Source organism: Zobellella maritima (assembly GCF_003075035.1).
In the GTDB taxonomy this organism is placed as follows: Bacteria; Pseudomonadota; Gammaproteobacteria; order Enterobacterales; family Aeromonadaceae; genus Oceanimonas; species Oceanimonas maritima.
The window spans coordinates 234,599-257,727 of the sequence record NZ_QCZE01000001.1; the positions used below are offsets into that span (position 1 = coordinate 234,599).

The following is a 23,129-nucleotide window of genomic DNA, read 5'->3' on the forward strand; positions in this document are numbered from 1 at the left end:
CAATAAACACATGGAGAACAGTCAATGACCTCAGTAAACACCAGCGTGAACAACGCCGTAACCCTGCTGCACATCGCCTATCGGGCGGCGGGCCAGTTCGAGGCGCTGCCGGCATCCTGTGCACCCCAGACGGTCGAGCAGGCCTATGCCATTCAGGACGGGCTGGCCCGCAAGCTCTGGCTCGACCAGGGACTGCGCACCTCCTGCTGGAAGGTGGGGGCGCCCAAGCCAGGTGTGACTCCCTACAGCGCGCCCATTCCTCCCCAGCGGGTGCATGACAGTGGTACCCTGGTCGACACCGATGCCTTTCACATGATTGGCATCGAGGGCGAGCTGGCCTTCCGACTGGGGCGTCCCCTGGAACCCAGGGCCACATCCTATTCGGACGCTGAAGTGAGGGACGCCATCGGCGAGCTGTGCGTGACCATAGAGCTGGTGGATACCCGGCTGCAGGACTGGCAGCAGGCCGGTGCACTGTGGCGGCTGGCCGACAACCAGATCAACGGCGCCCTGGTGGTAGGCAGCGGCATCGCCGACTGGCAAGGCATCAAATTCGGCAGCCAGCCGGTGATCCTGCGCTTCAACGGCGTCGAGCAGGCCAACAAGACAGGCGGCCATCCGCTCGGCGATCCCACCCAGCTGCTGGGCTGGGCGGTCAACCACCTGGTGGCCCGCAACGGCGGCCTGCAGGCGGGGGATCTGATCACCACCGGCACCTGGACCGGGATGATCTTCGTCGAGCCGGGCACCGAAGTTGAGGTGGTGTTCCCCGGTATCGGCGAGGCCAGGGTCAGCCTGGGCTAGGTGCAGTTCGGTTCGTTTTGTTTTTGGAGGCCCCTGGTGGGCCTCTTTCTGCTTTAGGTGAGAAGGATCATCATCATCGTCTGGTTATTACCCCTGGGCCTGTGCCTGGCTTTTGGCGCCGCCCTGTTGCTGCCCGCGCCCGGCCTGTGGCTGAACGAGCTGGGCCTGCTGCCCTGGCTGGTGGCGTTGATCTTCCTGGTGAATGGCCTGCAGACCCGTTTGCAGCAGCTGCGGCCGGAGCCGGGATTTGGCCGTACCCTGCTGATGGGCGCGCTGATCAACCTGCTGCTGTCGCCATTACTGGGCTGGCTGATCTACGCATTCAGCGGACTGGATGACAGCCTGCGGCTGGGGCTGATGGTGATATCCATGGTGCCGCCGACCCTGTCGTCCTGCGTGGTGCTAACCCGCATTAGCGGGGGCAAGGCCAGCTGGTCGCTGTTTCTGACTCTGGGACTCAATTTCATGGGTATCGGCACCATTCCCTTTGTACTAAGCCTGCTGGTGGGTAGTTCGCTTCAGCTTTCCCCCTGGCCCTTGCTACTGACCCTGGTCACAATCGTGTTGTTGCCCTTTGTCGGCGGCCTGCTTTTGCGGCTGTGGTTTCCGGTCTTGGGGGCCAAGCCCTGGCTGGGCCTGGTTCCTACCTGGAGCGTAATCGTCACCTCCTGGATCACCCTGTCGGCCAGCCAGCAGGCCTTGTATCAGTTGTCGCCGGCGGCGCTGCTGACGTTGTCGGCCTGGTCGTTGCTGCTGCACCTGGCTTTGCTGCTGTTGTGCCTGCTGGGCGGCCGGCTGTTGCGATTGGCGTTGGCGGAGCGCCGGGCACTGTTGTTTACCGCTTCCCAGAAAACCATGCCGGTGGCGGTGAGCGTGCTGGTGAGTCTGGCTTCGGCCAGTGGCGCGGCCGTGGTCAGTTGCATCCTTTTTCACTTCTTGCAGATGTTGTTCGACTCCTTGTTGGCTGCCAGGATAATGCGGCGGCTGGCCAGGATGGACGAGCAGGAAGAAGCCCTGATTGGCTGATGAGGCACCTTGAGCAGGGGGCGAGCCGACATTGCGGCAAGAAAGACAACCACGAAGGTGTTTGCAGGAGCCCCGACCTCGGGGCGATTAGAGATCGACAGCAGGTATTTTCCCAGCTGGAACCTGATCCATAGGCGTGGTGATCAGCGCTGATGCCGATGCAGGGTATCGAGGAAGGTATCCAGTACCAGGTTGGGGCGGCGGCTGCGGGCGGTGATGGCGCAGAAGGAAGTGGTAAAGCCCTGGGTGCTGGGACAGATGGCTTTGAGCCGACCTTGCTCCACCCAGGGGCGGGCATAATGGTTGGGCAGATAGCCAAGGTAGCAGCCGGTCAGCAGCAAAAACATGATGCCCTCCCGATCATTGGCCCGGGCGCCCCTGGGGTGGGCCAGATACAGTGCCTGGGCTTCGGTCGGTTGGGCAAAGCTCGGGATGACCAGTTCGAAGCGGGTCAGTGTCTGTTCATCTATTTCCTGCTCCGGGCAGGTCGCCAGCGGATGATGGGCGGCGCAATAGAGGCTGGAGGCCTCTTCGTAAAGGGGCAGGTATTCCAGCCCTGGCAGCTCACGGATCCGGGGTACCACCCCGATATTGAGCCGGCCGTCGAGCACGCCTATCTCTATGTCGTCCGAGGGTTGCATATGCACATTGAGCCTGATCTCGGGGCCCCGGGCCTTGAGTTCGGCCAGGCCATGGGTGATTTTCATGCCCGGATGGCTAACCAGGTTGTCGGTAATGCCGATCGCCAGCTCGCCCCTGAGATGCTTGTGCAGGCCGTTGATCTCGGAGCGAAAATTCTCGATGGCACCGACCAGACGATCACTTGCCTCCAGTACCTGCCGGCCCTCGTCGGTGAGTGCAAACCCGGCCCGGCCGCGCTGGCACAGTTTTAACCCCAGGCGGCTTTCGAGGTCGGCCATCTGCATGCTGATCGCCGCCCGGCTGATACCCAGGCTGACTTCCGCTGCCGAAAAGCCACCGCAGGCCGCCACGGTGCGAAACACCTTGAGCAATTTCAATTCAAAATCGCTGACCTGAGCCAAGGCCGCCTTTTTTCCTTCCGCCATTGCGCCGTTCCCTAAAGAATCGAGTGACCTAGCTTATCAGACCAACTGGCGCTTCCTCTATACAGGAGGTCACCAGTCCTTTGAATAGCTTCAGATACCATCGCGGCGGGGTTGCCCCTTCTACAAGGATCGCGGCTCCCACAGCCAGCCCAGAATCGGTAATTGTCTATGTAGGAGGCCCGCCCCGGGGCGGTTGACCACAAGGCTATCGAAGATCTTCAGATTTACTGTGGGAGGTCCGACCCCGGGGCGATATGACTACCAGGCTATCGAAGATCTTCAGATTTACTGTGGGAGGCGCGACCCCGCGGCGATATGGCTACCAGGCTATCGAAGATCTTCAGATTTACTGTGGGAGGCGCGACCTCGCGGCGATATGGCCACCGGGCCATCAAGCATCTCGGAGCCGACGCTGGAGTTTGAGGAAAGCGTTAAAAGTTAAGTATCTGCTTAACTTTGGTTAATTAAGTTTAAATTTATCAAGACTAACTCCGGTCGCAAAATAACGACATCAGCCGGTACTGGTGCCGACAGTGAGCATAACCAAGGAGCAGTGATGAACACCATGATTACCCCATCTGCACAGGAGCGGGCCCAGGTGCTTAACCTGGACGCCTATTGGATGCCCTTCACCGGCAACCGGGCGTTCAAGGCCGCTCCCCGTTTAATTGCCGAGGCCAAGGGTGCCTGGTTTACCGACACCGACGGCAACAAGCTGTTCGACAGCCTGTCGGGCTTGTGGTGCACCGGCCTGGGACATCAACATGCCAAAATCAACGAGGCCATCAGCCGCCAGCTACATACCCTGGATTATGCGCCGGGCTTCCAGGTGGGCCATCCGTTGGCCTTTGAGCTGGCCGAAAAAATCGCCGGGCTGGCACCGGCGGATTTGAACCGGGTGTTTTTTACCAACTCGGGCTCGGAATGTGCCGACACCGCGCTGAAGATGGCACGGGCCTACTGGCGCGCCCGGGGCAAGCCGGAAAAAACCAGGCTGATCGGCCGGGCCCGAGGCTATCACGGGGTCAACGTGGGCGGCACCAGCCTGGGGGGCATCGGCGGCAACCGCAAGCATTATGGTCAGCTGCTGGATGCGGATCATCTGCCCCATACCCTGCTACCGGAAAATGCCTTCAGCAAGGGCCAGCCTGCCCAGGGTGCGAGCCTGGCCGACCACCTGCAACAACTGGTCGAGCTGCATGATGCCAGCAATATAGCGGCGGTGATCGTCGAACCCATGGCCGGCTCCGCCGGGGTGATAGTGCCGCCTTTGGGGTATCTGCAACGGCTGCGGGAGATCTGCGATCAGCACGATATCCTGCTGATCTTCGACGAGGTCATCACCGGTCTCGGGCGCATGGGGGCCATGTTCGGCGCCGATGCCTTCGGCGTGGTACCGGACATTATCAATGTGGCCAAGCAGCTGACCAACGGTGTGATCCCCATGGGTGCGGTGATTGCCAAGGAACACATCTATCAGGCCTTTATGGAGCAACCGGGTCCCGACTATCTGCCCGAGTTTGCCCATGGTTATACCTATTCCGCCCACCCGGTGGCCTGTGCCGCAGCCATGGCGTCGCTGGATGTCCTGGTAACAGAAGACATGCCGGCCCGGGTGCGCTCCCTGATGCCTCATTTCGAGGAGCAGATCCACCGGCTCAAGGGATTGCCCCATGTGGTGGATATTCGTAACTGCGGACTGGCCGGTGCCGTGCAGCTGGCCGCCTATCCGAATGAGCCGGTGCGTCGGCCGATGGAGCTGGCGCTGGCGCTCTGGAAGCAGGGCTACTATGTGCGCTTCGGCGGCGACTGCCTGCAGTTTGGCCCACCCTTTATCTCTACCCCCGACGAGCTGGAACAGCTGTTTAATGCGGTGGCGACTACCATCAAGGCTCAGTCATAGCGGCAGCTGTCTATCGGGATGGAATAACCCCACGCCAACACGCAGCAAGTACATCCGTGTAGCTCAGCGATGGCATCCATGCCATCGACGGTTGGCTTAGGGAATTATGCCGTCCCTCTTCGTAACCGGCAGCTATGCGAGTGTGAGGCAAAATATTTTCAAGATTAACAAGCAAAAGGACCACAAGATGAGAAAGGTAGGCCACCTGATCAAGGGTGAACAGCAGCTGCAAGGTGAGCTGCTGGATGTGTACAACCCCTCTACCGGCCAGGTAACCAGCCAGGTTTTCATGGGCGATGAAGCCCTGGTAGCACAGGCCGTTGCGGCCGCCAGGGCGGCATTTCCCGCCTGGCGCGACACGCCGCCGGCCAAGCGGGCACGGGTGATGTTCCGCTTCAAGCAACTGCTGGAAGAGCGGGCCGACGATATCTGTGCGCTTATCAGCGAGGAGCACGGCAAGACCCTGGAAGATGCCCGGGGCGAGCTGCTGAGGGGCATAGAAAACGTGGAATACGCCTGCGGCGTGCCCGGGCTGCTGAAAGGGGATTATACCCGCAATGTGGGGCCCGGTATCGATGCCTGGTCCGACTTTCAACCGCTGGGCGTGGTGGCGGGCATTACCCCCTTCAATTTCCCGGCCATGGTGCCCTTGTGGATGTATCCCATGGCCCTTGCCTGCGGCAACTGTTTTATTCTAAAGCCGTCGGAGAAGGATCCCTCAGCTTCGCTGCTGGTGGCGGAATTGTTGAAAGAGGCGGGCTTGCCCGATGGGGTTATGAGTGTGGTGCATGGCGGCAAGTCAACGGTGGATGCCCTGCTGACCCATAAGCAGGTGAAGGCCATCAGTTTTGTCGGTTCGACCCCGGTTGCCGAATATATCTATGCCCAGGGCACGGCCAATGGCAAGCGAGTACAGGCGCTGGGTGGCGCCAAGAACCATGCGGTATTTATGCCCGATGCGGATTTGGACAATGCGGTGAATGCGCTGATGGGCGCCGCCTACGGCTCCTGCGGCGAGCGCTGCATGGCGATTTCGGTGGCGGTGTGTGTGGGCGATACGGTGGCCGATGCGCTGATCGCCAAACTGGAACCCAGGATCCATGCCTTGAAAATCGGTCCGGGCACCCGGCAGGGGCTGGATATGGGCCCGGTGATAAGTTCTGAGCAGCTGACCAGGATAGAAGGCTATATCCAGGCCGGGGTGGAGCAGGGCGCCGAGCTGACTGTCGATGGCCGGGGCTTGCTGGTGCCCGGTCATGAACAGGGCTATTTCCTTGGCGGCTGCCTGTTCGATAAGGTCACGCCCGAGATGAGCATCTACCGGGAAGAGATCTTCGGGCCTGTGCTGTGCGTGGTGCGGGTGGCCAGCCTGGAAGCCGCCATCGAGCTTATCAATGCCCATGAATACGGCAACGGCACCTGTATCTTCACCCGCGATGGCGAAGCCGCCCGGCTGTTCGGTGACCAAATAGAAGTGGGCATGGTCGGTGTTAATGTGCCGCTGCCGGTACCCGTGTCTTACCACAGCTTCGGCGGCTGGAAACGTTCGCTGTTCGGTGATCTGGCCGCCTACGGCCCCGATTCGGTACGTTTCTATACCCGCCGCAAGACCATTACCCAGAAATGGCCGGAGCGAGCCAGTCATCAGGCCTCTGATTTTGCCTTTCCGAGCATGTGATCGCACGCTGTGGGAACGATTCCTGTGGGAGGGGCGAGCTTGCCGCAATGTGTTGTTGAACAGCGCATCGCCCCGAGGCCGGGCCGCCCATTGGCCCGGCAATCTCGTCGTGATGAATCCTTACCCCTTTCCATCACCGGAGCAAACTGTCAAAATACTCGCCTCTTGGGGGAGTAATCTTTCGGCGCCCGCCGAAACAGCTGTCAACAATCTCTAAGCCGAAGGCTTATGGCAGTTGTGTCCTGTTGGATTGATGAGACCTGAGGCAGATTCACTCGCCGGGCGGGAAGTGGGTTTGTCTCTGGTATCGGTTATCCCGCCCTGAAGAGCCATTATGTTACCCACAGCTGTGAAATTTCTGTTTGCAAACCATGCCGCCGTTACCGGAGGTTGCCCATGCTGATGTCCATTGCCGCCATTGTGCTCGGCCTGGCCGTGCTGGTATGGAGTGCCGACCGCTTTGTCGACGGCGCCTCGGCCACCGCCCGTTACGCGGGTATGCCGCCCTTGTTGATCGGTATGGTGATTGTCGGTTTTGGCACCTCGGCACCGGAGATAGTGGTATCGATTATTTCGGCGCTGGAAGGCAATCCGGGTCTGGCTCTGGGTAACGGATATGGCTCTAATATCGCCAATATCGGGTTGATTCTGGGGGTAACGGCGTTGATAAGCCCGATTGCCGTGCACTCTCAGGTGCTGCGCAAGGAACTGCCGATCCTGATATTGATCACCTTGCTGTCTCTGGCGCTGGTGTGGAACGGCATGTTGACCCGGCTGGATGCGATTATCCTGCTCGGCGTTTTTGTGCTGCTGATGGGCTGGAGCATCATGCAGGGCATGCGTGACGGTAATGATGCCATGGCCGCCGATGAGCTCAAGGAGCTGGATGACAACCTGATGACCCTCAAGCAGGCGCTGTTCTGGTTGGTGGTGGGCTTGCTGCTGCTGATTGTCAGCTCCCGCATCCTGGTATGGGGGGCGGTGAATATTGCCCAGGCCTTTGGGGTGAGTGATCTGATCATCGGCCTGACCATAGTGGCCATCGGCACCTCATTGCCGGAGCTGGCTTCGTCCATCGCCGCGATCCGCAAGAACGAACACGACCTGGCCATCGGCAACGTGATCGGCTCCAACCTGTTCAACACCCTGGCGGTGGTCGGTCTGGCCGGTGCCATCAGCCCGCTGGCGGTGGCGCCCGAAGTGATCAGCCGAGACTTCATGGTGATGGGCGGCCTGACCCTGTCGCTGTTTGTACTGGGCTACGGCTTCAAGGGCCGTCAGGGACGTATCAACCGCTTCGAGGGCGCGTTTTTACTGCTGGCCTATGTGGCCTATAGCGGCTGGCTGGCCAGGGAAGTGCTGGCGGCGGTATAAGTTGATGGTCGCGCGCCACCCACAACAAGCCCAAAATCGGCAATGGTCTTTGTGGGAGGCGCGACCCCGCGGCGATATGTGGGAGGCCCGGCCCTGGGGAGATATCGCCGCTTCCCCCAGAGTGGTGGTTCGCATCCCAATTCCTGGTTCGCGTAGCCATGACCCAAATAATACCCGTTCTTATTATTACTACGTTATTCAAAGAAAATCAGTAACTTAAGTTTTAGTTTGATTTGAAAAAACCTGTCGCGACGCCTATCATAGCGGGCTGAAACGAGAGGGGGATCTATGCAAGGCGATAAGCAAGTTATTGGCTATCTGAACCAGGTATTGGGAATTGAACTGACATCGATTAACCAGTATTTCCTGCATGCGCGCATGTTCAAGAACTGGGGCCTGCAGGCGCTGAACGAGCGCGAATACAAGAAATCCATCAAGGACATGAAGCAGGCCGACAAGCTGATCGAGCGGATCCTGTTCCTTGAAGGGCTGCCGAACCTGCAACACCTGAACCGGCTGCGTATCGGTGAAACCACCGAAGAAATGCTGCAGTGTGACTATCAGCAGGTAGAAGAGCAGCTGACCGTGCTGAAGGAAGCCATCGCCTACTGCGAGTCGGTCAGGGATTATGTTTCCCGCGAGCTGCTCACCGAAATCGAAGAATATGAAGAAGGTCATCTCGACTGGATCGATACCCAGCTGGGCCTGATCGGCAAGGTGGGTATTCAGAACTATCAGCAGTCACAGATATAAGAGGATATTCGGATGAAAGGTAACCAGAAAATCATCGAGGCCCTGAACGAGCTGCTGGCCGGTGAACTGAGTGCGATGGATCAATATTTTATTCATTCCCGCATGTACGATGACTGGGGATTCAAGAAGTTGTTTGATCGCATCGATCACGAATTCGAAGACGAGAAGCTGCATGCCTCCAAGCTGATCGAGCGCATCCTGTTTCTGGAAGGCACCCCCGACATGGTGACCCGGGTGCCGCTGAATATCGGCAAGGACGTCCCCGCCATGCTGCAGAGTGACCTGGATCTGGAATACAAGGTGATTGAGGATCTGCGCAATGTCATGGCCCTGTGTGAGCAGGAGCGGGACTACCAGACCCGGGACATGCTGCAGGTATTGCTGGAAGATACCGAGCACGATCATACCCACTGGCTGGAACAACAGCTGGGCCTGATCGACAGGGTCGGCCTGCAGAATTATCTGCAATCCCAGATGGGCTGAACATCCCTCGCATTTTTTAAACCGCCGTCAAGGCGGTTTTTCGTTTCAGGGGCACAGCAGCTTGGCAGCGGTTCGGATCTTCCTCCGGCGCCCCAAATTGGTGTTTTTATCGATTGGCATCCAAAATAGAGTTTCAAATGGATTTGCAAGTCAGTAAGTGACGGACCTGTTGCCGCCGATGCAACTCAATCCAGACGGGATATACAAAGATGAAACAGCTCATTATTGCCGCCTTCATGTTGCTCATCTCTGCCTGTTCCAGCCTGCAGACCCCCGGAGAAACCAATATAGCGGTGAGCAGCCTGCTCGATGAAATCCAGATCGCCATCAATGAAATAGACAAGAGAACAGCCGGCAGTTCCCTGCCGCCCTTCCGGAGTGCCGAGATACAGCTGTCTACCACGGCGGGAAGAAAAGCCGATGGCAGTGCCGCCTTGGTGCTGGCTGGTGGTGCCGGCAAGGCCACCACCCACGCCAATACCCTGACGCTCGAATTAATCCCTGCCGCAGACAGCGTCCGGATCCCGGGGAGGAGTACGGGACATGACATTGCAGATTATGTTATTGCCGCGGTTACGGCCATCGATGGCAAGCGGTTCCTCAAGTTGCATACCCTGAATGTGGAAGCCGGGCTTGAGGTGCGACGCACCCTGGAAGGGGGAATTGACGTCGAGCTGGCCGGCATGTCGCTGGAAGGCAAACATTCGGTTGAGGCATCGACGGGACATCGCCTTAAGCTGACCTTTGCCCATGCCGCCTATATGGAGCAGCAGCCGTTATAGTCCGGGGTGGAGAGCCCCGGTTCGGGCATGCCATAGCGTGCCCCGTGCTTTTAGATGAAGCCTTAATCTCACTTCAACCCGGGAGTCTGGATATGTCTAATCATCGACAGCGCCTGATCGTACTGTTTGACGGTACCTGGAACGATCCCCAGGACAATACCAATGTGGTGCGGTTGGCACGCAGCATAGTCCCGTTTGACGGCGAACGGCGGCAGCGCTTTTTCTACGATCCCGGGGTGGGCACAGCGGCCCTGACCCGGCTGGCCGGGGGCGTATTCGGTGCGGGACTGAGCAGGAATCTGCGTCAGGGCTATGATTGGCTGGCCCGGAATTATCGGCCGGGAGATGAAGTCTGGGTATTCGGCTTTAGCCGGGGCGCCTACACCGCCCGCAGCATGGTGGGCATGATCCGCAAATGTGGCCTGCTGCATATCATCACCCCGGCCGGCCTGGCCGCCGCCGAGCGGTTGTATCGCAACAAACACGCCGCGCCCGATGGAATACAGTGTCGGCAGTTCCGGGCCAGCTACAGCCGGGAAATAAGCATCCACCTGCTCGGGGTATGGGACACAGTGGGGGCCCTGGGTGTGCCGGGCACCCTGATCTCAGAACGTGGCCTCTATTGCTGGCATGACACCCAGCTGTCGAAGGTGGTCGAGCGGGCATATCAGGCCATGGCTCTCGACGAACACAGGGCCGCCTATGATGCGGTGCCCTGGACCAGCGCCGACGGCCTCAAGAAACCCGAACAAATAGAGGTAGAGCAACGCTGGTTTATCGGCGCCCATGCCAATGTCGGCGGCGGCTACGGCACGGATCCCCTGGCGGATTTGTCTCTGAGCTGGCTACAGGACAAGGCGGTCGCAGCTGGACTGAAGCTGGAGCCCTTTACACCGGCGGTCGACGCCCATCAGACTCAGCCCCATGACTCCTTTAGCGATTTCATCGGCGGCGCCTATGCCTGCTATCGAGGCTGGTTTCATGCCGGCGATGGCCGTCATTATCGACGGCTCGACCGGGATCATGAGGGCAATCGTGCCATCGGCATCACGGTCGATGCCTCGGTCTGGACCCGCTGGAAAAGCGTAGCCGGTTACCGTCCGCGTACCCTGACCGATGCCGGACTGAACCCGCCGGACTGATGTCGGGCAGGCCGAAATTAGTCCGGGTGAAGACATGGTGGGGACAGGGTGTGGGTTGCGGATAACCCGGCTTTCACCGCTAGGGATGAACTGCTGTTGATGAAAAGGTTCCATTTGGGAATAAATATTCTTGATTGTGAATATGATATTTGTTCTTATTCGCACTTACGTTTATTAATGCAGTTGCGAAATGGATTTGAACATGATGCCCAAACTCAGCCCTCTTGCCCTTGCTGTCTCTCTGGCCTGTGGCCTGCCGGTTACCGTTATGGCCGACTCCGTCTACACTCTCGACGATGTGCTGGTGGAGGCCGAGTTATATCAGGGATACGCCGAGTACGCGCCCACCTCCGGCACCAAGACCGATCTGGCCTGGCAACAGGTGCCCCAGTCGGTGTCTGTGGTGTCCCGGGCGGAGATGCAGGACAAGGGGGCCATCAGGCTGGTGGATGCCCTGGAAGGGGTGGCCGGGGTCAACAATACCCTGGGGGAGGGTAGCCGGGATCAGTTCGTGATTCGCGGCTTCGATGCGCTCAACGATACCTACCGGGACGGTCTGCGCGACGACGGCGGTTTCCAGACCTTCCGCAGCCTGGCGAACATAGAGCGGGTGGAAGTGGTGAAGGGGCCGGCCGGCGCGCTCTATGGCCGGGGCTCGGCCGGCGGCATCATCAACCTGATCAGCAAGCGGGCCGATGGTCGGGATGTGCTGGATGTGAACCTGAGTGCGGGTAGTGAAAGCCGCCTGGGCAGCCGGCTGGACGCGGGCGGCAAGTTGAGCGATTCCCTGAATGGCCGCATCAACCTGGAATGGCGCGAAGGCGACAGCCATGTGGATGAGGTGGACTACAGCGATTACTTTATCGCCCCCACGGTACGCTGGGAGTTGGGGCAGCAGCATACCCTGGATCTGGATCTGGAGCTCCTGCACCAGGAGGTCACCCCCTATCGCGGGGTTCCCTCGGTGGATGGTCGGCCGGTGGATGTACCGGTAGAAACCTACTACGGGGCCCGCAACGATTTGCAGGAAGCGGACAGCCAGCGCCTGGCACTGACTCACAAGCTGGCACTGGCCGAGGACTGGGAGTGGATCAACCGCGCCGCCTATAACCGCATTACCCTGGAGCAGAAGGGAACCCGCAACGCGAGTGTATCCGGTGATCAGTTGGCGCAGACGGTCAACAACTTCGGCTTTGATCCCCAAACCAGTGCCACCCTGCAATCGGAGCTGGTCTGGAACACCGACCATAACCAGCTGTTGATGGGGGTGGACTACAACGAATTCGAGCGCGATTTCACCCTGAGCAAGCTGAATGCCCCCAGCCAGGATCTGTTCGACCCGGTCAGCCGGGACACCGCCAACCCGGGCTTTACTCCCTCGCGGGAGAATCGAACCGACTCCCTGGGCTACTACCTGCAGGATGTGGTCACCCTGGGACCCTGGTCATTGCTGGGCGGGATGCGTTATGACCGCATGGCCCTGGAGCAGGAAACCAGCAGTGGCCAGAGCAGTGCCAATGACGACAGCAAGCTGAGCCCGCGACTGGGGCTGGTGTATACCCTCAACGATCAGCTCTCCTTTTACGGCAGCTGGGGGCGTTCCTGGCAGCTGCCCTACGGCGGCATCTATATCAACCCATCGCTGGCCCAGTTTTTCCGTACCGATTTACGCGAGCTGGGGGTTAAATCCTTCCTGTTTGAAGATCGTTTGATGCTGCACGGTGCCCTGTTCCGTATCGATCAACAGCAGCCCAAAACCAACCCGGACGGGGAAGTGATTGCCCGCAGCGAATTCCGCCATCAGGGCCTGGAGCTGGAAGCCCGGGGTCAGATCACCGATGCCTGGAATATCGCCGCCGGCTACAGCTACCTGGAGGCGGAAGATAGGGAAAGCGGGTTTCGTCCCAATGACGTGTCTGATCACCTGTTCTCCCTGTGGACCAGCTATCAGACCGATTTCGGCCTGAAGGTGGGCGGCGGCGTCAAGTACGTGGGCAACCGCTTTGCCGGCAACGACGAGGCGGTAGAGCTGGGCGATTACACCAAGGTGGATCTGATGGCCGCCTACAGCTGGCAGCAGCGCCATACCCTGCAACTGAACATCGACAACGTGCTCAACGAGAAATACATACTGGGCACCACCTCCGGCGGCAGCGGCATGCACCAGCTGGGTTACGGGGCCCCGGCCCAGTGGATGCTCAGCTACCGTTACCAGCTGTGATCCCGGCTGTTGTTGCCATCCATTATCCAGACTCAATAAACAGAACGGGGCCAGGTGCCCCGCTTCTTTACCATGGCTGAAGACCGGTGCGAACAGGTTCGCTTCACCGCGCCCTGCACCTGTCGGGCCGAACCCGGCCATGCGCTTATTGTCGGTACTCGCTGCGCTTCCTTATCTCACCAGGCTCCATATCGTGAATCACGACGAACCCGGCCACTCAGCCTGGCCAGTATAAAGTGAGCCGCCCGTAACAATCCCATAAGCAGCGGTCCAAACAGCCAAAGCAGCCAGCTGCCGAGGTAAAGTGCCGGGATCAGCAGCAACAGCCATCCGGCAAGCTGCACGGCCAGCACGGGGAAGCCCAGCACATCGGCGACACCGGCGAGCACGTCACTGACAATACTGGGGTGTGTCACCACCAGGTAGCCGGCACCGACAATCAGGGGCCATTTCGCATAGCGGGCACTGGTCAGCACCATACGCCCGCCCTGGCTAACCCGGGCAGCCAGGGCCGCCGAACGGGCGCCTCGGCTGGCGCCCTGGGTGGTGACCGCGGCAGTACGCCCCATATGCAGCACTTTCACGGCACTTGATAAGACCAGCACATCGACCGATGCCCAGCCGATATCGGCGGCGGTGAGCGCTTCACCGGCGCGGTATTTGGTTTCCAGGCTGCGAATGCCGCTGGTAAAAAACTGGTTCAGCCCTTCCAGCATGCGTTCGGACACAATCCACTGGGTTTCCCCCTGGGCGTCCACCACAAACTGGCCGAGAAAATCATGGCCTTCGCGCTTGATGAAGTTGATGGCATACCAGCCACGTTCTTCCGGAGTCAGCCGCTGATACGGAGCCGAATCTGTGGTATTGGCACTTTCCTGGGAGCCGGCAAAGAATTGCCTGATGGCCTGGTAGCCCTGATCCGCCTGGTTTATCAGCTCGATGGTCTGGACTGGCCGGGTCATAAAGTGATGGATCGGCGGCAGAATCGTTTCCCCGTAGCGTCCAAGAATCTCCTGAAATTCAGGCTCCTGGCCGTAGCGCGAAAATACCTTGCGGGCCATGGCCGGATAACGGATAAACGCCGCCTGCGCCTTCACCAGCAGCAACGGGTCATCGGCTAGATCCAGCAACACCGCCTGAACCCTGAGTGACTCTTGTTTAATGCCGGGAAACCCTTCCAGCACATCGCCGGCCCGGATCTGTATCAGTTTCTGCTCAATGGGAACCGGGTGGACGGCCACACTGGCCACCGTCGCCAGCAACAGGGCCAGGCCACAAATCATAAATAGCTTCTTCACAGGTTCACCACCAATATCACTCCATGGCCAAGGGTATATCCGGTTTGCGCCGAGTCTACAACCGTTAACGGTATTCTGGTTTGGAAACAGTGGGCTGCTAGGCCTCATCACCCTGGCGACGGGCTTTGTGGCCAACTTTGCCGGCTTTACCCAACTGGTAGCCTTGTTCTATCTGTTGATCGGCTATCTGAGTCTGCTCCTGGTGGGCGCGCTTATCTAGGCCCCCTTCAAGCTCAGGCTGGACGCCCGCCAGCCCGGCATGGCACAGGCCATTAACAGCACCGATTGAGCGTCCGCCGGAACACTGACCCGAGCTGACAAAAAAAACGCCATTTATTGATGGCGGCTTTTTATTATAACTCATTAGTTTACAATTAAATGCAGCTATTAAATGCTCAAGTGAAAACTTGTTAATGTGGATGTGCCTATACTCAATATTCTTTAAATTAATAATAAAATTGGTGTGGTGAGGGTTTAATATGAATGGATTGTTATCAGTTTATTTCGTTGGGGTGGCTCTTGCTCTTTTGGTCGTTCCCATGTTTATTTTGTTAAGCATTGTGACATACATTAAGAAAAGAGAGGCTCGTAGCAGAGTTAGCCCACTTACTACAGATCTTCTTCGTGTACCGGGGTTCTCGCTACAGCAAAAGATAGATGATATGAAATGGGATCTGGTGGAATGTCTAATGATGATCCCTGTGTTAACGGCTATTGTGCCCATGTTTGTTTTTCTTCAGGTAAAGATGGCGGATCAGACGTTTACCCTCACCAGCTGGTTGATGGTTATTTTAATAATAATCATTGGTCTTGCTTACTATGCGCGTAAGCTATTTAAACAGATAAAAAAGTTAGGTTACCTTCGCTTAGGTTATGCGTGTGAGATAGCTGTAGGGCAAGAGCTCGAACAGGTTGTGCGACCAGCTGACCGCCCTTATCGTGTTTTTCACGATATACCTTTTGAGGGTTTCAATATAGATCACTTGGTAGTCAGCCCGAAGGGTGTTTTTGTTATTGAAACCAAAGGAAGGTCAAAACCACTTGATAATGGCAGCAAGCAGTTTAAGGTTCAAGTAGAAGGTGATGTGCTGCACTTTCCTAGGCATGTCGAGCGTGAACCTATTGTACAGACAAGGCGTAATGTTAAAGCTGTGAAGACATGGCTGAGTAATGCCACAGGTTTTGATGTTCCAGTAGCTGGTATTCTTGTATTGCCCGGCTGGTTTGTGGAGCTTAAACAAAGTACGGTTTCCCCTTATGTCATGAATGCTGCCCAGCTGTCCAAGCAGTTGCCCAAGTTGTATGTCGGACAACTTGAGCTCGGGCAGGTTCAAGCCATCACTCACCAAATTATTCAGCGAGTGCAGGATGTGGATCGTGAGCGAGTAGACCGCATAGCATCACGGCCACTCAAAAGTTATTGAATTCGGAAGTCAGTATTAGCCCAACACACTGAACTCCTTGAACAGCCTTACCGGCAGTGGGTGCTCCAGCCGCCAGGTGATATTCATCGGCTTGCTGCCATGATAGCGCATAAAATGCACTGGGCCGCAGGTGCGGTAGGGGGCATTTTTATTGGTGCGAACAAACAGTTGGAAACGCCAGCCATTGGTTTCACTTTCAATGTAACGACGTCCGGCTGGAGTGTTGGGTCCGGCACTGTTCTGGGATTGCCAGTGAAACTGGTGCTGGCTGATGGCGTAGTCGTTATAGGCAACGCCTTCGTGTAGCGCCGTGCTTTTGTCCAGCGTCACGAACAGTAACTCGGTTTTTTTCTCTCTGAGTGTCAGTACACCGGCCTGAAACGGCATACGCTTTTCTGCGGTAAGAAAACCGACGGCGGTGAGAACTTCCCGGCTCTGATAGGCAGCATGTAATTTAAGAGGGGTATGTTCCAACCCTGGCAAGGGTAGGTATTGATGCTGCGTTTTCGCATCCAGGTAGTTGCTGAGTTGAACCAGCTCATTACACACAGTCGGTGCTTGAGCCAATCGCTCGAGAAAGTCTTGGGGCGAACCGACCTGGCTTTGTTGGCCATCTATCTGGTATGCCAGCATCTGCAGTCGCTGTCGTTGCTGCTCATCATTGATAACGTAACGAGCTGGACTCTCGGCTACCTGGTGGATAAGCTGTAGCTGTGTAGTGTCGTCCAGATGTAGCAAGCTACCCAGACGGCGGCTGAAATAGCGTTCCTCAGAGGTAGCTTCTCCCGAAAGTAGCCCGGCATCCCGTCGCAGGTTGGTCCAACCGCTGTTTTCGAGCGGACGAGCATTTTTATCACGCCGATAGATATCATCCAGCTCCAGCTGCTGTTCGTTAAGAAAATCCCCCAGTGTGACCTGGCGATTGCCGGTCAGGCTGACATAGGTATGTAGTTCTTGCTGCAATCGACGCCAGTTCTGATTAAGTGTCTGTTCCAGGCTGCCAAGAATATGTTCCCTGGCTTGTTTTTGTAGCTGGATATGGCAGCCACTGGGCAGCCGGCCAAATCCATTCTCTATACTTTCGATTACTTCACGGCGTGACAGTCCGGTAATAGCGCTGTAGAGTATATCGAAGCGGAATCCTTCTTTATGCTGGCCGACAAAATCCAGGATCAGGCAGCTTTCCTTACCCTCGGATGGACGAAGACCGCGACCGATTTGCTGTTGAAACAGAGTGGCACTTTGGGTGGGCCGTAATAACAGTAAGGTATCGACAAAAGGAAGATCGACCCCTTCATTATAGAGATCTACAGTCACGATGGCGTGGATCTCGCCACGTTCCAGCTGCTTGGGCAGATCTCTGCGCTCTTTAACGGTACTTTTACCTGTGATCACCCTGGCGATGATGCCGGCGTTTTCAAACTGATCGGCCATAAACTTCGCATGAGGAATACTCACGCAAAATACCAGGGTTTTGCCGCGCCGGGGATCATCTACCAACTGCTGCCAGGCGCGGATCACCGCCGCAGCACGAATATGGTTGCCGGTAAGCAGATTGTCTAGGGCCTTGAGCTCGTTGGCTTGTTGCCAAGGGATCTTGCTGTAGTCTGTATTATCGTCACAGGCATAATATTCGAAGGGTGCCAACAGTTGCAGATCCAATGCCTGCCACAGGCGTAATTGGGCTGCCGGTGAGCCGTCTGGCCGGTTATCAAAATGGCGCAGGATATTCTTGCCGTCGGTACGTTCGGGGGTAGCGGTTAGCCCAAGCAAACAAGCAGGCTTCAAGGTAGTGAGTAGCTGCTCAAAGCTTTTTGCCTCAATTCTGTGGCACTCATCGATAACCACCATATGCCAGTAATCTGCGGTATGCAGAGAGACCAGCTTGCGGGTATTCAGGCTTTGAATGGTAGCGAACAGGTGCTGATCCTGCTTCGGTTGATGTTCACCGGTAAAGAGATCACCAAACTCCGCCTCGCGTAATACCAACCGAAAGGTACCCATGGCCTGTATCAACAACTCTTTACGGTGGGCAACAAACAGCAGCCGTGGTAACCCACCTAGTTTGCGGGCCAGACGACGGTAGTCGAAGGCGGCCATCACAGTTTTGCCGGTACCGGTGGCTGCCACCAGCAGATTGCGTATTCGACCATGGGCTCGTTCGTTTGCCAACTGCTCCAGAATGTCTATCTGAAAAGGCTTGGGCTCGATATCGAAGAAGGTAGGTGTCGCAATCAGCTCTCGGCCTGATTCACGTTTGAGCGCTTTTTCCAGCTCGTGTCGGTGAGTCTGGTTGTCCGGGTTATAAGGTTGAAACTCACCATCCTCCCACAGGGTTTCAAAATGCGCCTGCGCCCGTTGGTAGAGTTGGTTCTGGCCCTTTTCGGTGAACTTAACCGTCCATTCCAGCCCTCCCATCAGAGCCGCCCCGGATAAGTTGGCACTGCCCACATAAGCGGAGCCAAAGCCGGTTTCCCGCTCAAAGATCCAGGCCTTGGCATGTAGCCGGGTACGGCGGCCGTCGAGTGATACCCGAACTTCACAATTGGGTAATCGAGCCAGTGTATCCAATGCCTTTTGCTCGGTAGCACCGATATAGGTGGTGGTGAGAATGCGAATGTTGGCCTGGCTTTGCCCCTTGGCATTTGTGCTGGTGATCAGCTTAAGCACTTCGATTATTTTGCGCACCCCAGATACGGTGATAAAGCTCACCAGAATATCCACGCTGTTGCATGATGCCAACTCGGCGGTCAGCTCATGTAACAGGGAGGGAGAGTCTTTACCGGCGGTAAATAACCAGGGCTGGGCTAGACCGATGGCAGGCAACTCCGGCTTCTGCTTGGCAGGATAAAGGGAGCGCAGCACCTGGGGAGGTGTGCATAGCAGATCAGGGGCTTCATCCTGGTTTAGACGCTGGCGGGAATATTGCAGGATGTCATTGATAAGCTCGGCCTGAGTCTTCACCTTGGTTTGTTTATCACCCCTGATACCGGACAATAGCCGAGAGAGCTGCTCTGCCAGAACATCGGCCAGACGTTCGTGACTAAACACCGGGTTTAGTTCTTCGGGTTGAGCTGTGAGCCCGCTTTCTGCCAGTGCCTGTGTTACTTCCCGAGTGATGAGCAGGTCGTACAGTCCCTGTGCCAGTGGTGCTTTCATCTTGTTCCTTATTATTTTTATTTAATTACAGCCATAAACCGTGCAAATGGTTTCATCTCGTCGGTGGCGGTCATGTCTTCATAATCCGGGTTGGTGGCGTGCAGCCGATAGCTGTCGTCCGGATTCTTCTTCACCACCCGCAGCTGGTACTGGCAGTCGCCGGATTCGTCCTGCCGCTCTATGGCCAGGGTCTGGTTGCTGATGGAGCCGGCGCTTTGCGGGGTTATCCATTCCAGCAACAGATGATTGCCGTCGTTTTAGGAAAGGCCGCTGGCAAGTATCAGAGGCCCAAAGTGGGCCCACATTAACGGTGATTATTCTTTAATGGAAGACTGGGGCATTGTATTGACGGGCACGGAGGGCATGAACTGGTATCAAATAGCTGTGGCTTATCAGAAGCCGGTGACAGGCCCCGTGGTCTACGGAAAAATCTGGCCCTGATTCGCCGAAAATTAACCATCGGCATCGTGGAACAAACGGGTCAGCTTTGCTTCCAGCTCGGTTAACATCTGCTCGCAGCTGGTGTCGGGCCGGTTCAGGCCGTGGAGCAGGGTCATGAAGTAGCAGTCCATCATGATCTCCGCATCCAGTTCGTTGTAGCCGGCCGGGTCGGTAAACAGCTGTCGCTTGAAGTCGTCCAGTTGTGGGCGAAAGTAGTCGTATTGCCAGATGGCCTCTTTGAACAGTTCCCGGCTGAATTCCCGGTTATCCGCATAAAATCCATACAGAAAGCCGGCATGGTGTAACAGCCGTTGGCTCGGTGTGTCGTTGTTATCTTCTTGACGAGCCCTGGCCAGTACCTGGTCGACCTGGGTCAGCATGCCTGCCTTGAGCATGTCCAGCTTGGTGGGGAAGTGGCTGAACACGGTGCCGTCTGCGACCCCGGCCTTGCGGGCGATCTGGCGGGTGCTGGTGTCGGGGTAGCCCTGCCGGCGAAAAAGCTGCCAAGCGGCGCTGAGGATCTTCTCCCGGGTGAGCTGCTTCTTGGTGGTGGTCATTTTAGTGTCTGGCATGCGGATGTGACGACATGCTAACAAGCCCGTCGGGGTTTTCAACGGAAACAGTTGATAAATGAGCGCGCTCAGTTTATTTTTGAGCGCGCTCATTTTTCGGAGGTGATAATGAAAACCCTGATACTGCGGCTATTGGCAACGCTGGTCTATATGCCTTTCATGCTGTTTTACTGTTATCTGGTCGGGCCCATTCTCAAGCTGGTACTGGTGCCGGGAGCCATTCTGTTGTTGCTGGTGATCGGTCGCGGGGAGGCCTGGCAGGCGCTGAAGGAAGGCGTGTTTCACTCTGGCTCCAAAGCCGGAAACCAGGGGCTGCCGTCAGGCTAGCCCAAAAGCCGGGCTGCTTTAAGCCTTATATCTCAAACGCCGTTCGGCTGGCCCGATACGGCGTTTTTATTGCATCTGGCCGGTCGCCACAACCCACTGCCGGCGTTGGGCGCTATCATGGCGGGCAGCGAGGGATTATGCTCAACCATAAGGCGCAATGTGGAGGTAATGTTGATGATCAATCAAGGGGATTTACGGTTTTTACAGCGTTGTGTGGCCCTGGCGGAGGAGGCGCTGGCCGGCGGTGATATGCCCTTTGGCTCCGTGCTGGTGTCGGCCGAGGGGGGCGATATTGGCAGAGGATCATAACCGTATTCACAGCCATGAACCCACCTGGCACCCGGAAATTGCGTTGGCACGCTGGGCCGCCGAGCACTTGAGCGAAACCGAGCGGGCTCGCTCTACCCTCTATACGTCGGGCGAGCATTGCCCCATGTGCGCCGCCGCTCATGCCTGGGCGGGCCTGGGTCGTATTGTCTATGTCAGCTCGGCCGAACAGTTTGCGGGCTGGTGTAGTGAGTGGGGGTTGCCGCCGTCGCCGGTGAAACCGCTGTCCATTAACGAGGTGGCGCCGGAAATTGAAGTTGAGGGCCCGGTGCCCGAGCTGGCCGAGCAAATACGTGAATTGCACAGGCTGTATTTTGGGATCGAGGATAGCGGTAAGCCGTAAGCTGTCAGTCAAACCAGCTGGGGTTGGTGTTGTGTCCGATGATTGGGCATGGCCTGTTCCGGCAGCTAAAGCGCCGGCTGCAAACAGTCTCCGATATCTGCTGAGGGCGCGCGGCGCATGAATGGGTGCCTACGGGGTGGAACACCGGTAATGCTTAAGTTATCCCTTGAAGGGGGTAATATTGATTTTACCCCCTATAGCGGTTAAAGTTGTTTTATTTGCTGGAGGGGATAATTTGCGTATTACTACCGCCAATATGCTGGCTCATGCGATTCGGGATGAGCGTAAAAAACGCAAACTCAGCCAGCAGGCTCTGGCTGAGCAGGCTGCTATCAAACAATCGACGATTTCCGCGTTTGAAAATAATCCGGATGGCACCAAGTTGGAAACCCTGTTCAAGCTGTTGTCTGAAATGGGGCTGGAACTGCATCTTGCAGAAAGGGATCAGCCGAGCAATAACGCTGGATGGGAACAGGAGTGGTAGCTATGGCCCGGCTAACCGTAGCACTTAATGGCATCGTCGTTGGTACATTGCAGAGGCAGAGATCCGGTGCCATGCTATGACACGCATTGGCTGGCTCAGCCCAGTGCGCGTTCCATTTCCTTGTCGTTGCCTTTGTCTGAACGGCTTTACAGCGGTGACGTTGTTTATAATTTTTTCGATAACCTGCTGCCAGACAGCGATGCTATCCGCACTCGAATGCAGGCACGTTTCAAGGTGCCAACCAAGCAACCGTTTGATCTATTGGCCAGTATCGGCCGGGATTGTATTGGTGCGATTCAACTATATCCCGAGGATAGCAATATTCCTCCGGTCAATATCATTACAGCCGATCCTCTCGAAGACGCAGAAATAGCCCGGCTGTTGAAAGGTTATCTGGCCGCACCTCTGGGGATGGTTGCAGAAACGGACGATTTCCGTATATCCATGGCGGGAGCTCAGGAAAAAACGGCACTGTTATGGTACAAGGAGCAGTGGCACCGCCCATCTGGCAGCACCCCAACCAGTCATATTTTTAAGCTTCCGATCGGTTATCTTGCTCAACATCATATCGATCTCAGTGAAAGTGCTGAAAACGAATGGCTATGCCTGCAAATTGCCAAGGGGTTTGGTTTGCCGACAGCGAATGCGAATCTGGCGCGCTTTGAAGATCAGCGTGTACTTGTGGTTGATCGGTTTGATCGGCGCTGGTCCAGGGACGGCAGTTGGCTGATGCGCTTGCCTCAGGAAGATTTTTGTCAGGCTTTGGGTGTGTCTCCGGCATTAAAGTATGAATCGGATGGAGGCCCGGGCATTGCTTCAGGCATGGAATTGCTGAAAGGGTCACAGCAAGCCACTCAGGATAGAGACTCATTTTTAAAGAGCCAGATCCTGTTCTGGATGCTGGCGGCCATAGATGGCCATGCCAAGAACTTCAGTGTGTTCATCGAGCCCTACAGTGCATATCGGATGACGCCGCTTTATGACATGATTTCCGCTTACCCTTTCATGTCAGCCAAGTCTATTCATCCACGTAAAGCTAAGATGGCAATGGCTTTTCTCGGAAAAAATCGTCATTTTCACTGGGCTTCAATCGGTCCACGTCATTTGTTGAGTACGGCAGAGCGGGTGGGGTATTCACCAGACAGGGTTGGGGAGATGCTGACGATGATGAAGCAGCAGACAGAGTCGGTTATTGCCGACATAGACGCTCGGTTACCTTCAGGCTTTTCCAGGAACATCAGTCAATCCATCTTTGATGGCTTACTTCGTCAGGCCAACAGATTGCCAAGTTAAATTATTGGCCAACACCTTCGCGTCTGTAGGCCTGAATTTACTCGGGTAATCTCCTCGTTGAAACGGGCCAGCAAGAACGTTGTGGGGCCTGTTTATTTGCGCCGCATGAATGGGTGCTACAGGGCCTGCAATTTGGCCTAAAGCGCCCCCCCTTCCAGCCTCCCCCTGGGGTAGCCCCGCTGTTGTGCCTGTTAGGCCGCAGCCAAGGGGGAGGGGCGCTCCGGCGCC

The 23,129-nt window shown here is 56.8% G+C and carries 21 protein-coding genes; 16 read left to right on the forward strand and 5 right to left on the reverse strand.

What is annotated here, in order from left to right:
- Nucleotides 1-24 precede the first annotated feature (24 nt).
- Both DCS96_RS01050 and DCS96_RS01055 read left to right on the forward strand, forming a co-directional pair.
- Nucleotides 25-804: a 2-keto-4-pentenoate hydratase gene (locus tag DCS96_RS01050; RefSeq protein WP_116472533.1), complete on the forward strand. Its 780-nt coding sequence runs from the start codon at nt 25-27 to the stop codon at nt 802-804.
- Between the two features lie 57 nt (nt 805-861).
- Complete coding sequence (locus DCS96_RS01055) at nt 862-1,830, forward strand: bile acid:sodium symporter family protein (protein WP_232818154.1); 969 nt, start codon at nt 862-864, stop codon at nt 1,828-1,830.
- Nucleotides 1,831-1,973: 143 nt separating this feature from the next.
- Here DCS96_RS01055 and DCS96_RS01060 read toward each other — a convergent pair whose 3' ends face one another.
- A complete protein-coding gene (locus DCS96_RS01060; protein WP_116472534.1) occupies nt 1,974-2,897 on the reverse strand; it encodes a LysR family transcriptional regulator in 924 nt (307 codons plus the stop codon).
- Nucleotides 2,898-3,453: 556 nt separating this feature from the next.
- Between DCS96_RS01060 and DCS96_RS01065 the strand changes: the two genes are divergently transcribed.
- The 8 genes from DCS96_RS01065 to DCS96_RS01100 all read left to right on the forward strand — a co-directional run bounded on the left by DCS96_RS01065 (nt 3,454) and on the right by DCS96_RS01100 (nt 13,233).
- Nucleotides 3,454-4,800 carry an aspartate aminotransferase family protein gene (locus tag DCS96_RS01065; protein WP_116472535.1) on the forward strand — a complete coding sequence of 449 codons (1,347 nt, stop codon included), beginning with the start codon at nt 3,454-3,456 and terminating at the stop codon, nt 4,798-4,800.
- Nucleotides 4,801-4,987: 187 nt separating this feature from the next.
- On the forward strand, nt 4,988-6,478 hold the full coding sequence (locus DCS96_RS01070) for a CoA-acylating methylmalonate-semialdehyde dehydrogenase (protein ID WP_116474478.1): 1,491 nt from the start codon (nt 4,988-4,990) through the stop codon (nt 6,476-6,478).
- 396 nt (nt 6,479-6,874) lie between these two features.
- Nucleotides 6,875-7,852 carry a calcium/sodium antiporter gene (locus DCS96_RS01075; RefSeq protein WP_116472536.1) on the forward strand — a complete coding sequence of 326 codons (978 nt, stop codon included), beginning with the start codon at nt 6,875-6,877 and terminating at the stop codon, nt 7,850-7,852.
- Nucleotides 7,853-8,140: 288 nt separating this feature from the next.
- The gene (gene bfr, locus DCS96_RS01080; RefSeq protein WP_116472537.1) at nt 8,141-8,605 is read left to right on the forward strand and encodes a bacterioferritin; all 465 of its coding nucleotides are present in this window, start codon (nt 8,141-8,143) and stop codon (nt 8,603-8,605) included.
- 12 nt (nt 8,606-8,617) lie between these two features.
- Nucleotides 8,618-9,088 carry a bacterioferritin gene (gene bfr / locus DCS96_RS01085; protein WP_116472538.1) on the forward strand — a complete coding sequence of 157 codons (471 nt, stop codon included), beginning with the start codon at nt 8,618-8,620 and terminating at the stop codon, nt 9,086-9,088.
- A 209-nt stretch (nt 9,089-9,297) separates the two neighbouring features.
- Nucleotides 9,298-9,870, forward strand: a complete 573-nt coding sequence (locus tag DCS96_RS01090; protein WP_116472539.1) for a hypothetical protein — start codon at nt 9,298-9,300, stop codon at nt 9,868-9,870.
- Between the two features lie 92 nt (nt 9,871-9,962).
- Nucleotides 9,963-11,012 carry a DUF2235 domain-containing protein gene (locus DCS96_RS01095; RefSeq protein ID WP_116472540.1) on the forward strand — a complete coding sequence of 350 codons (1,050 nt, stop codon included), beginning with the start codon at nt 9,963-9,965 and terminating at the stop codon, nt 11,010-11,012.
- Nucleotides 11,013-11,214: 202 nt separating this feature from the next.
- Nucleotides 11,215-13,233 carry a TonB-dependent receptor gene (locus DCS96_RS01100; RefSeq protein WP_198649893.1) on the forward strand — a complete coding sequence of 673 codons (2,019 nt, stop codon included), beginning with the start codon at nt 11,215-11,217 and terminating at the stop codon, nt 13,231-13,233.
- A 176-nt stretch (nt 13,234-13,409) separates the two neighbouring features.
- Here the strand turns inward: DCS96_RS01100 and DCS96_RS01105 are convergent, their stop codons facing one another.
- Complete coding sequence (locus DCS96_RS01105) at nt 13,410-14,531, reverse strand: hypothetical protein (RefSeq protein ID WP_116472541.1); 1,122 nt, start codon at nt 14,529-14,531, stop codon at nt 13,410-13,412.
- Between the two features lie 479 nt (nt 14,532-15,010).
- On the opposite strand from DCS96_RS01105, the gene DCS96_RS01115 reads away from it, so the two are divergent.
- Nucleotides 15,011-15,955, forward strand: a complete 945-nt coding sequence (locus DCS96_RS01115) for a nuclease-related domain-containing protein (protein ID WP_116472543.1) — start codon at nt 15,011-15,013, stop codon at nt 15,953-15,955.
- A 15-nt stretch (nt 15,956-15,970) separates the two neighbouring features.
- Here the strand turns inward: DCS96_RS01115 and DCS96_RS01120 are convergent, their stop codons facing one another.
- The 3 genes from DCS96_RS01120 to DCS96_RS01130 form a co-directional block, all read right to left on the reverse strand.
- Complete coding sequence (locus tag DCS96_RS01120) at nt 15,971-19,114, reverse strand: DUF3427 domain-containing protein (RefSeq protein WP_116472544.1); 3,144 nt, start codon at nt 19,112-19,114, stop codon at nt 15,971-15,973.
- 17 nt (nt 19,115-19,131) lie between these two features.
- On the reverse strand, nt 19,132-19,353 hold the full coding sequence (locus DCS96_RS01125; protein ID WP_232818155.1) for a hypothetical protein: 222 nt from the start codon (nt 19,351-19,353) through the stop codon (nt 19,132-19,134).
- A gap of 213 nt (nt 19,354-19,566) precedes the next feature.
- Nucleotides 19,567-20,112, reverse strand: coding sequence for a TetR/AcrR family transcriptional regulator (locus DCS96_RS01130; RefSeq protein ID WP_116472545.1), 546 nt, complete (start codon nt 20,110-20,112; stop codon nt 19,567-19,569).
- Nucleotides 20,113-20,235: 123 nt separating this feature from the next.
- Between DCS96_RS01130 and DCS96_RS01135 the strand changes: the two genes are divergently transcribed.
- The 5 genes from DCS96_RS01135 (at nt 20,236) to DCS96_RS01150 (ending at nt 22,901) form a co-directional block, all read left to right on the forward strand.
- Nucleotides 20,236-20,454 (forward strand): hypothetical protein, encoded by a 219-nt coding sequence (locus DCS96_RS01135; RefSeq protein ID WP_157953548.1) that lies wholly within the window; start codon nt 20,236-20,238, stop codon nt 20,452-20,454.
- 174 nt (nt 20,455-20,628) lie between these two features.
- Nucleotides 20,629-20,763, forward strand: coding sequence for a tRNA-specific adenosine deaminase (locus tag DCS96_RS18905; protein WP_269801889.1), 135 nt, complete (start codon nt 20,629-20,631; stop codon nt 20,761-20,763).
- A complete protein-coding gene (locus DCS96_RS01140) occupies nt 20,747-21,124 on the forward strand; it encodes a nucleoside deaminase (protein WP_232818156.1) in 378 nt (125 codons plus the stop codon). The genes DCS96_RS18905 and DCS96_RS01140 overlap by 17 nt, the downstream gene beginning before the upstream one ends.
- Nucleotides 21,125-21,305: 181 nt before the next feature.
- Nucleotides 21,306-21,608: a helix-turn-helix domain-containing protein gene (locus DCS96_RS01145; RefSeq protein ID WP_232818157.1), complete on the forward strand. Its 303-nt coding sequence runs from the start codon at nt 21,306-21,308 to the stop codon at nt 21,606-21,608.
- Between the two features lie 132 nt (nt 21,609-21,740).
- Complete coding sequence (locus tag DCS96_RS01150) at nt 21,741-22,901, forward strand: type II toxin-antitoxin system HipA family toxin (protein WP_232818158.1); 1,161 nt, start codon at nt 21,741-21,743, stop codon at nt 22,899-22,901.
- The last annotated feature ends 228 nt before the right edge of the window (nt 22,902-23,129 follow it).

Coding starts and splice junctions, on each gene's coding strand:
- DCS96_RS01075 (WP_116472536.1), top strand. CDS start 6,875: ATGCTGATGTCCATTGCCGCCATTGTGCTCGGCCTGGCCGTGCTGGTA.
- DCS96_RS01115 (WP_116472543.1), top strand. CDS start 15,011: ATGAATGGATTGTTATCAGTTTATTTCGTTGGGGTGGCTCTTGCTCTT.
- DCS96_RS01050 (WP_116472533.1), top strand. CDS start 25: ATGACCTCAGTAAACACCAGCGTGAACAACGCCGTAACCCTGCTGCAC.
- DCS96_RS01120 (WP_116472544.1), bottom strand. CDS start 19,114: ATGAAAGCACCACTGGCACAGGGACTGTACGACCTGCTCATCACTCGG.
- DCS96_RS01135 (WP_157953548.1), top strand. CDS start 20,236: ATGAAAACCCTGATACTGCGGCTATTGGCAACGCTGGTCTATATGCCT.
- bfr (WP_116472537.1), top strand. CDS start 8,141: ATGCAAGGCGATAAGCAAGTTATTGGCTATCTGAACCAGGTATTGGGA.
- DCS96_RS18905 (WP_269801889.1), top strand. CDS start 20,629: ATGATCAATCAAGGGGATTTACGGTTTTTACAGCGTTGTGTGGCCCTG.
- DCS96_RS01060 (WP_116472534.1), bottom strand. CDS start 2,897: ATGGCGGAAGGAAAAAAGGCGGCCTTGGCTCAGGTCAGCGATTTTGAA.
- bfr (WP_116472538.1), top strand. CDS start 8,618: ATGAAAGGTAACCAGAAAATCATCGAGGCCCTGAACGAGCTGCTGGCC.
- DCS96_RS01065 (WP_116472535.1), top strand. CDS start 3,454: ATGAACACCATGATTACCCCATCTGCACAGGAGCGGGCCCAGGTGCTT.
- DCS96_RS01090 (WP_116472539.1), top strand. CDS start 9,298: ATGAAACAGCTCATTATTGCCGCCTTCATGTTGCTCATCTCTGCCTGT.
- DCS96_RS01070 (WP_116474478.1), top strand. CDS start 4,988: ATGAGAAAGGTAGGCCACCTGATCAAGGGTGAACAGCAGCTGCAAGGT.
- DCS96_RS01130 (WP_116472545.1), bottom strand. CDS start 20,112: ATGACCACCACCAAGAAGCAGCTCACCCGGGAGAAGATCCTCAGCGCC.
- DCS96_RS01100 (WP_198649893.1), top strand. CDS start 11,215: ATGATGCCCAAACTCAGCCCTCTTGCCCTTGCTGTCTCTCTGGCCTGT.
- DCS96_RS01095 (WP_116472540.1), top strand. CDS start 9,963: ATGTCTAATCATCGACAGCGCCTGATCGTACTGTTTGACGGTACCTGG.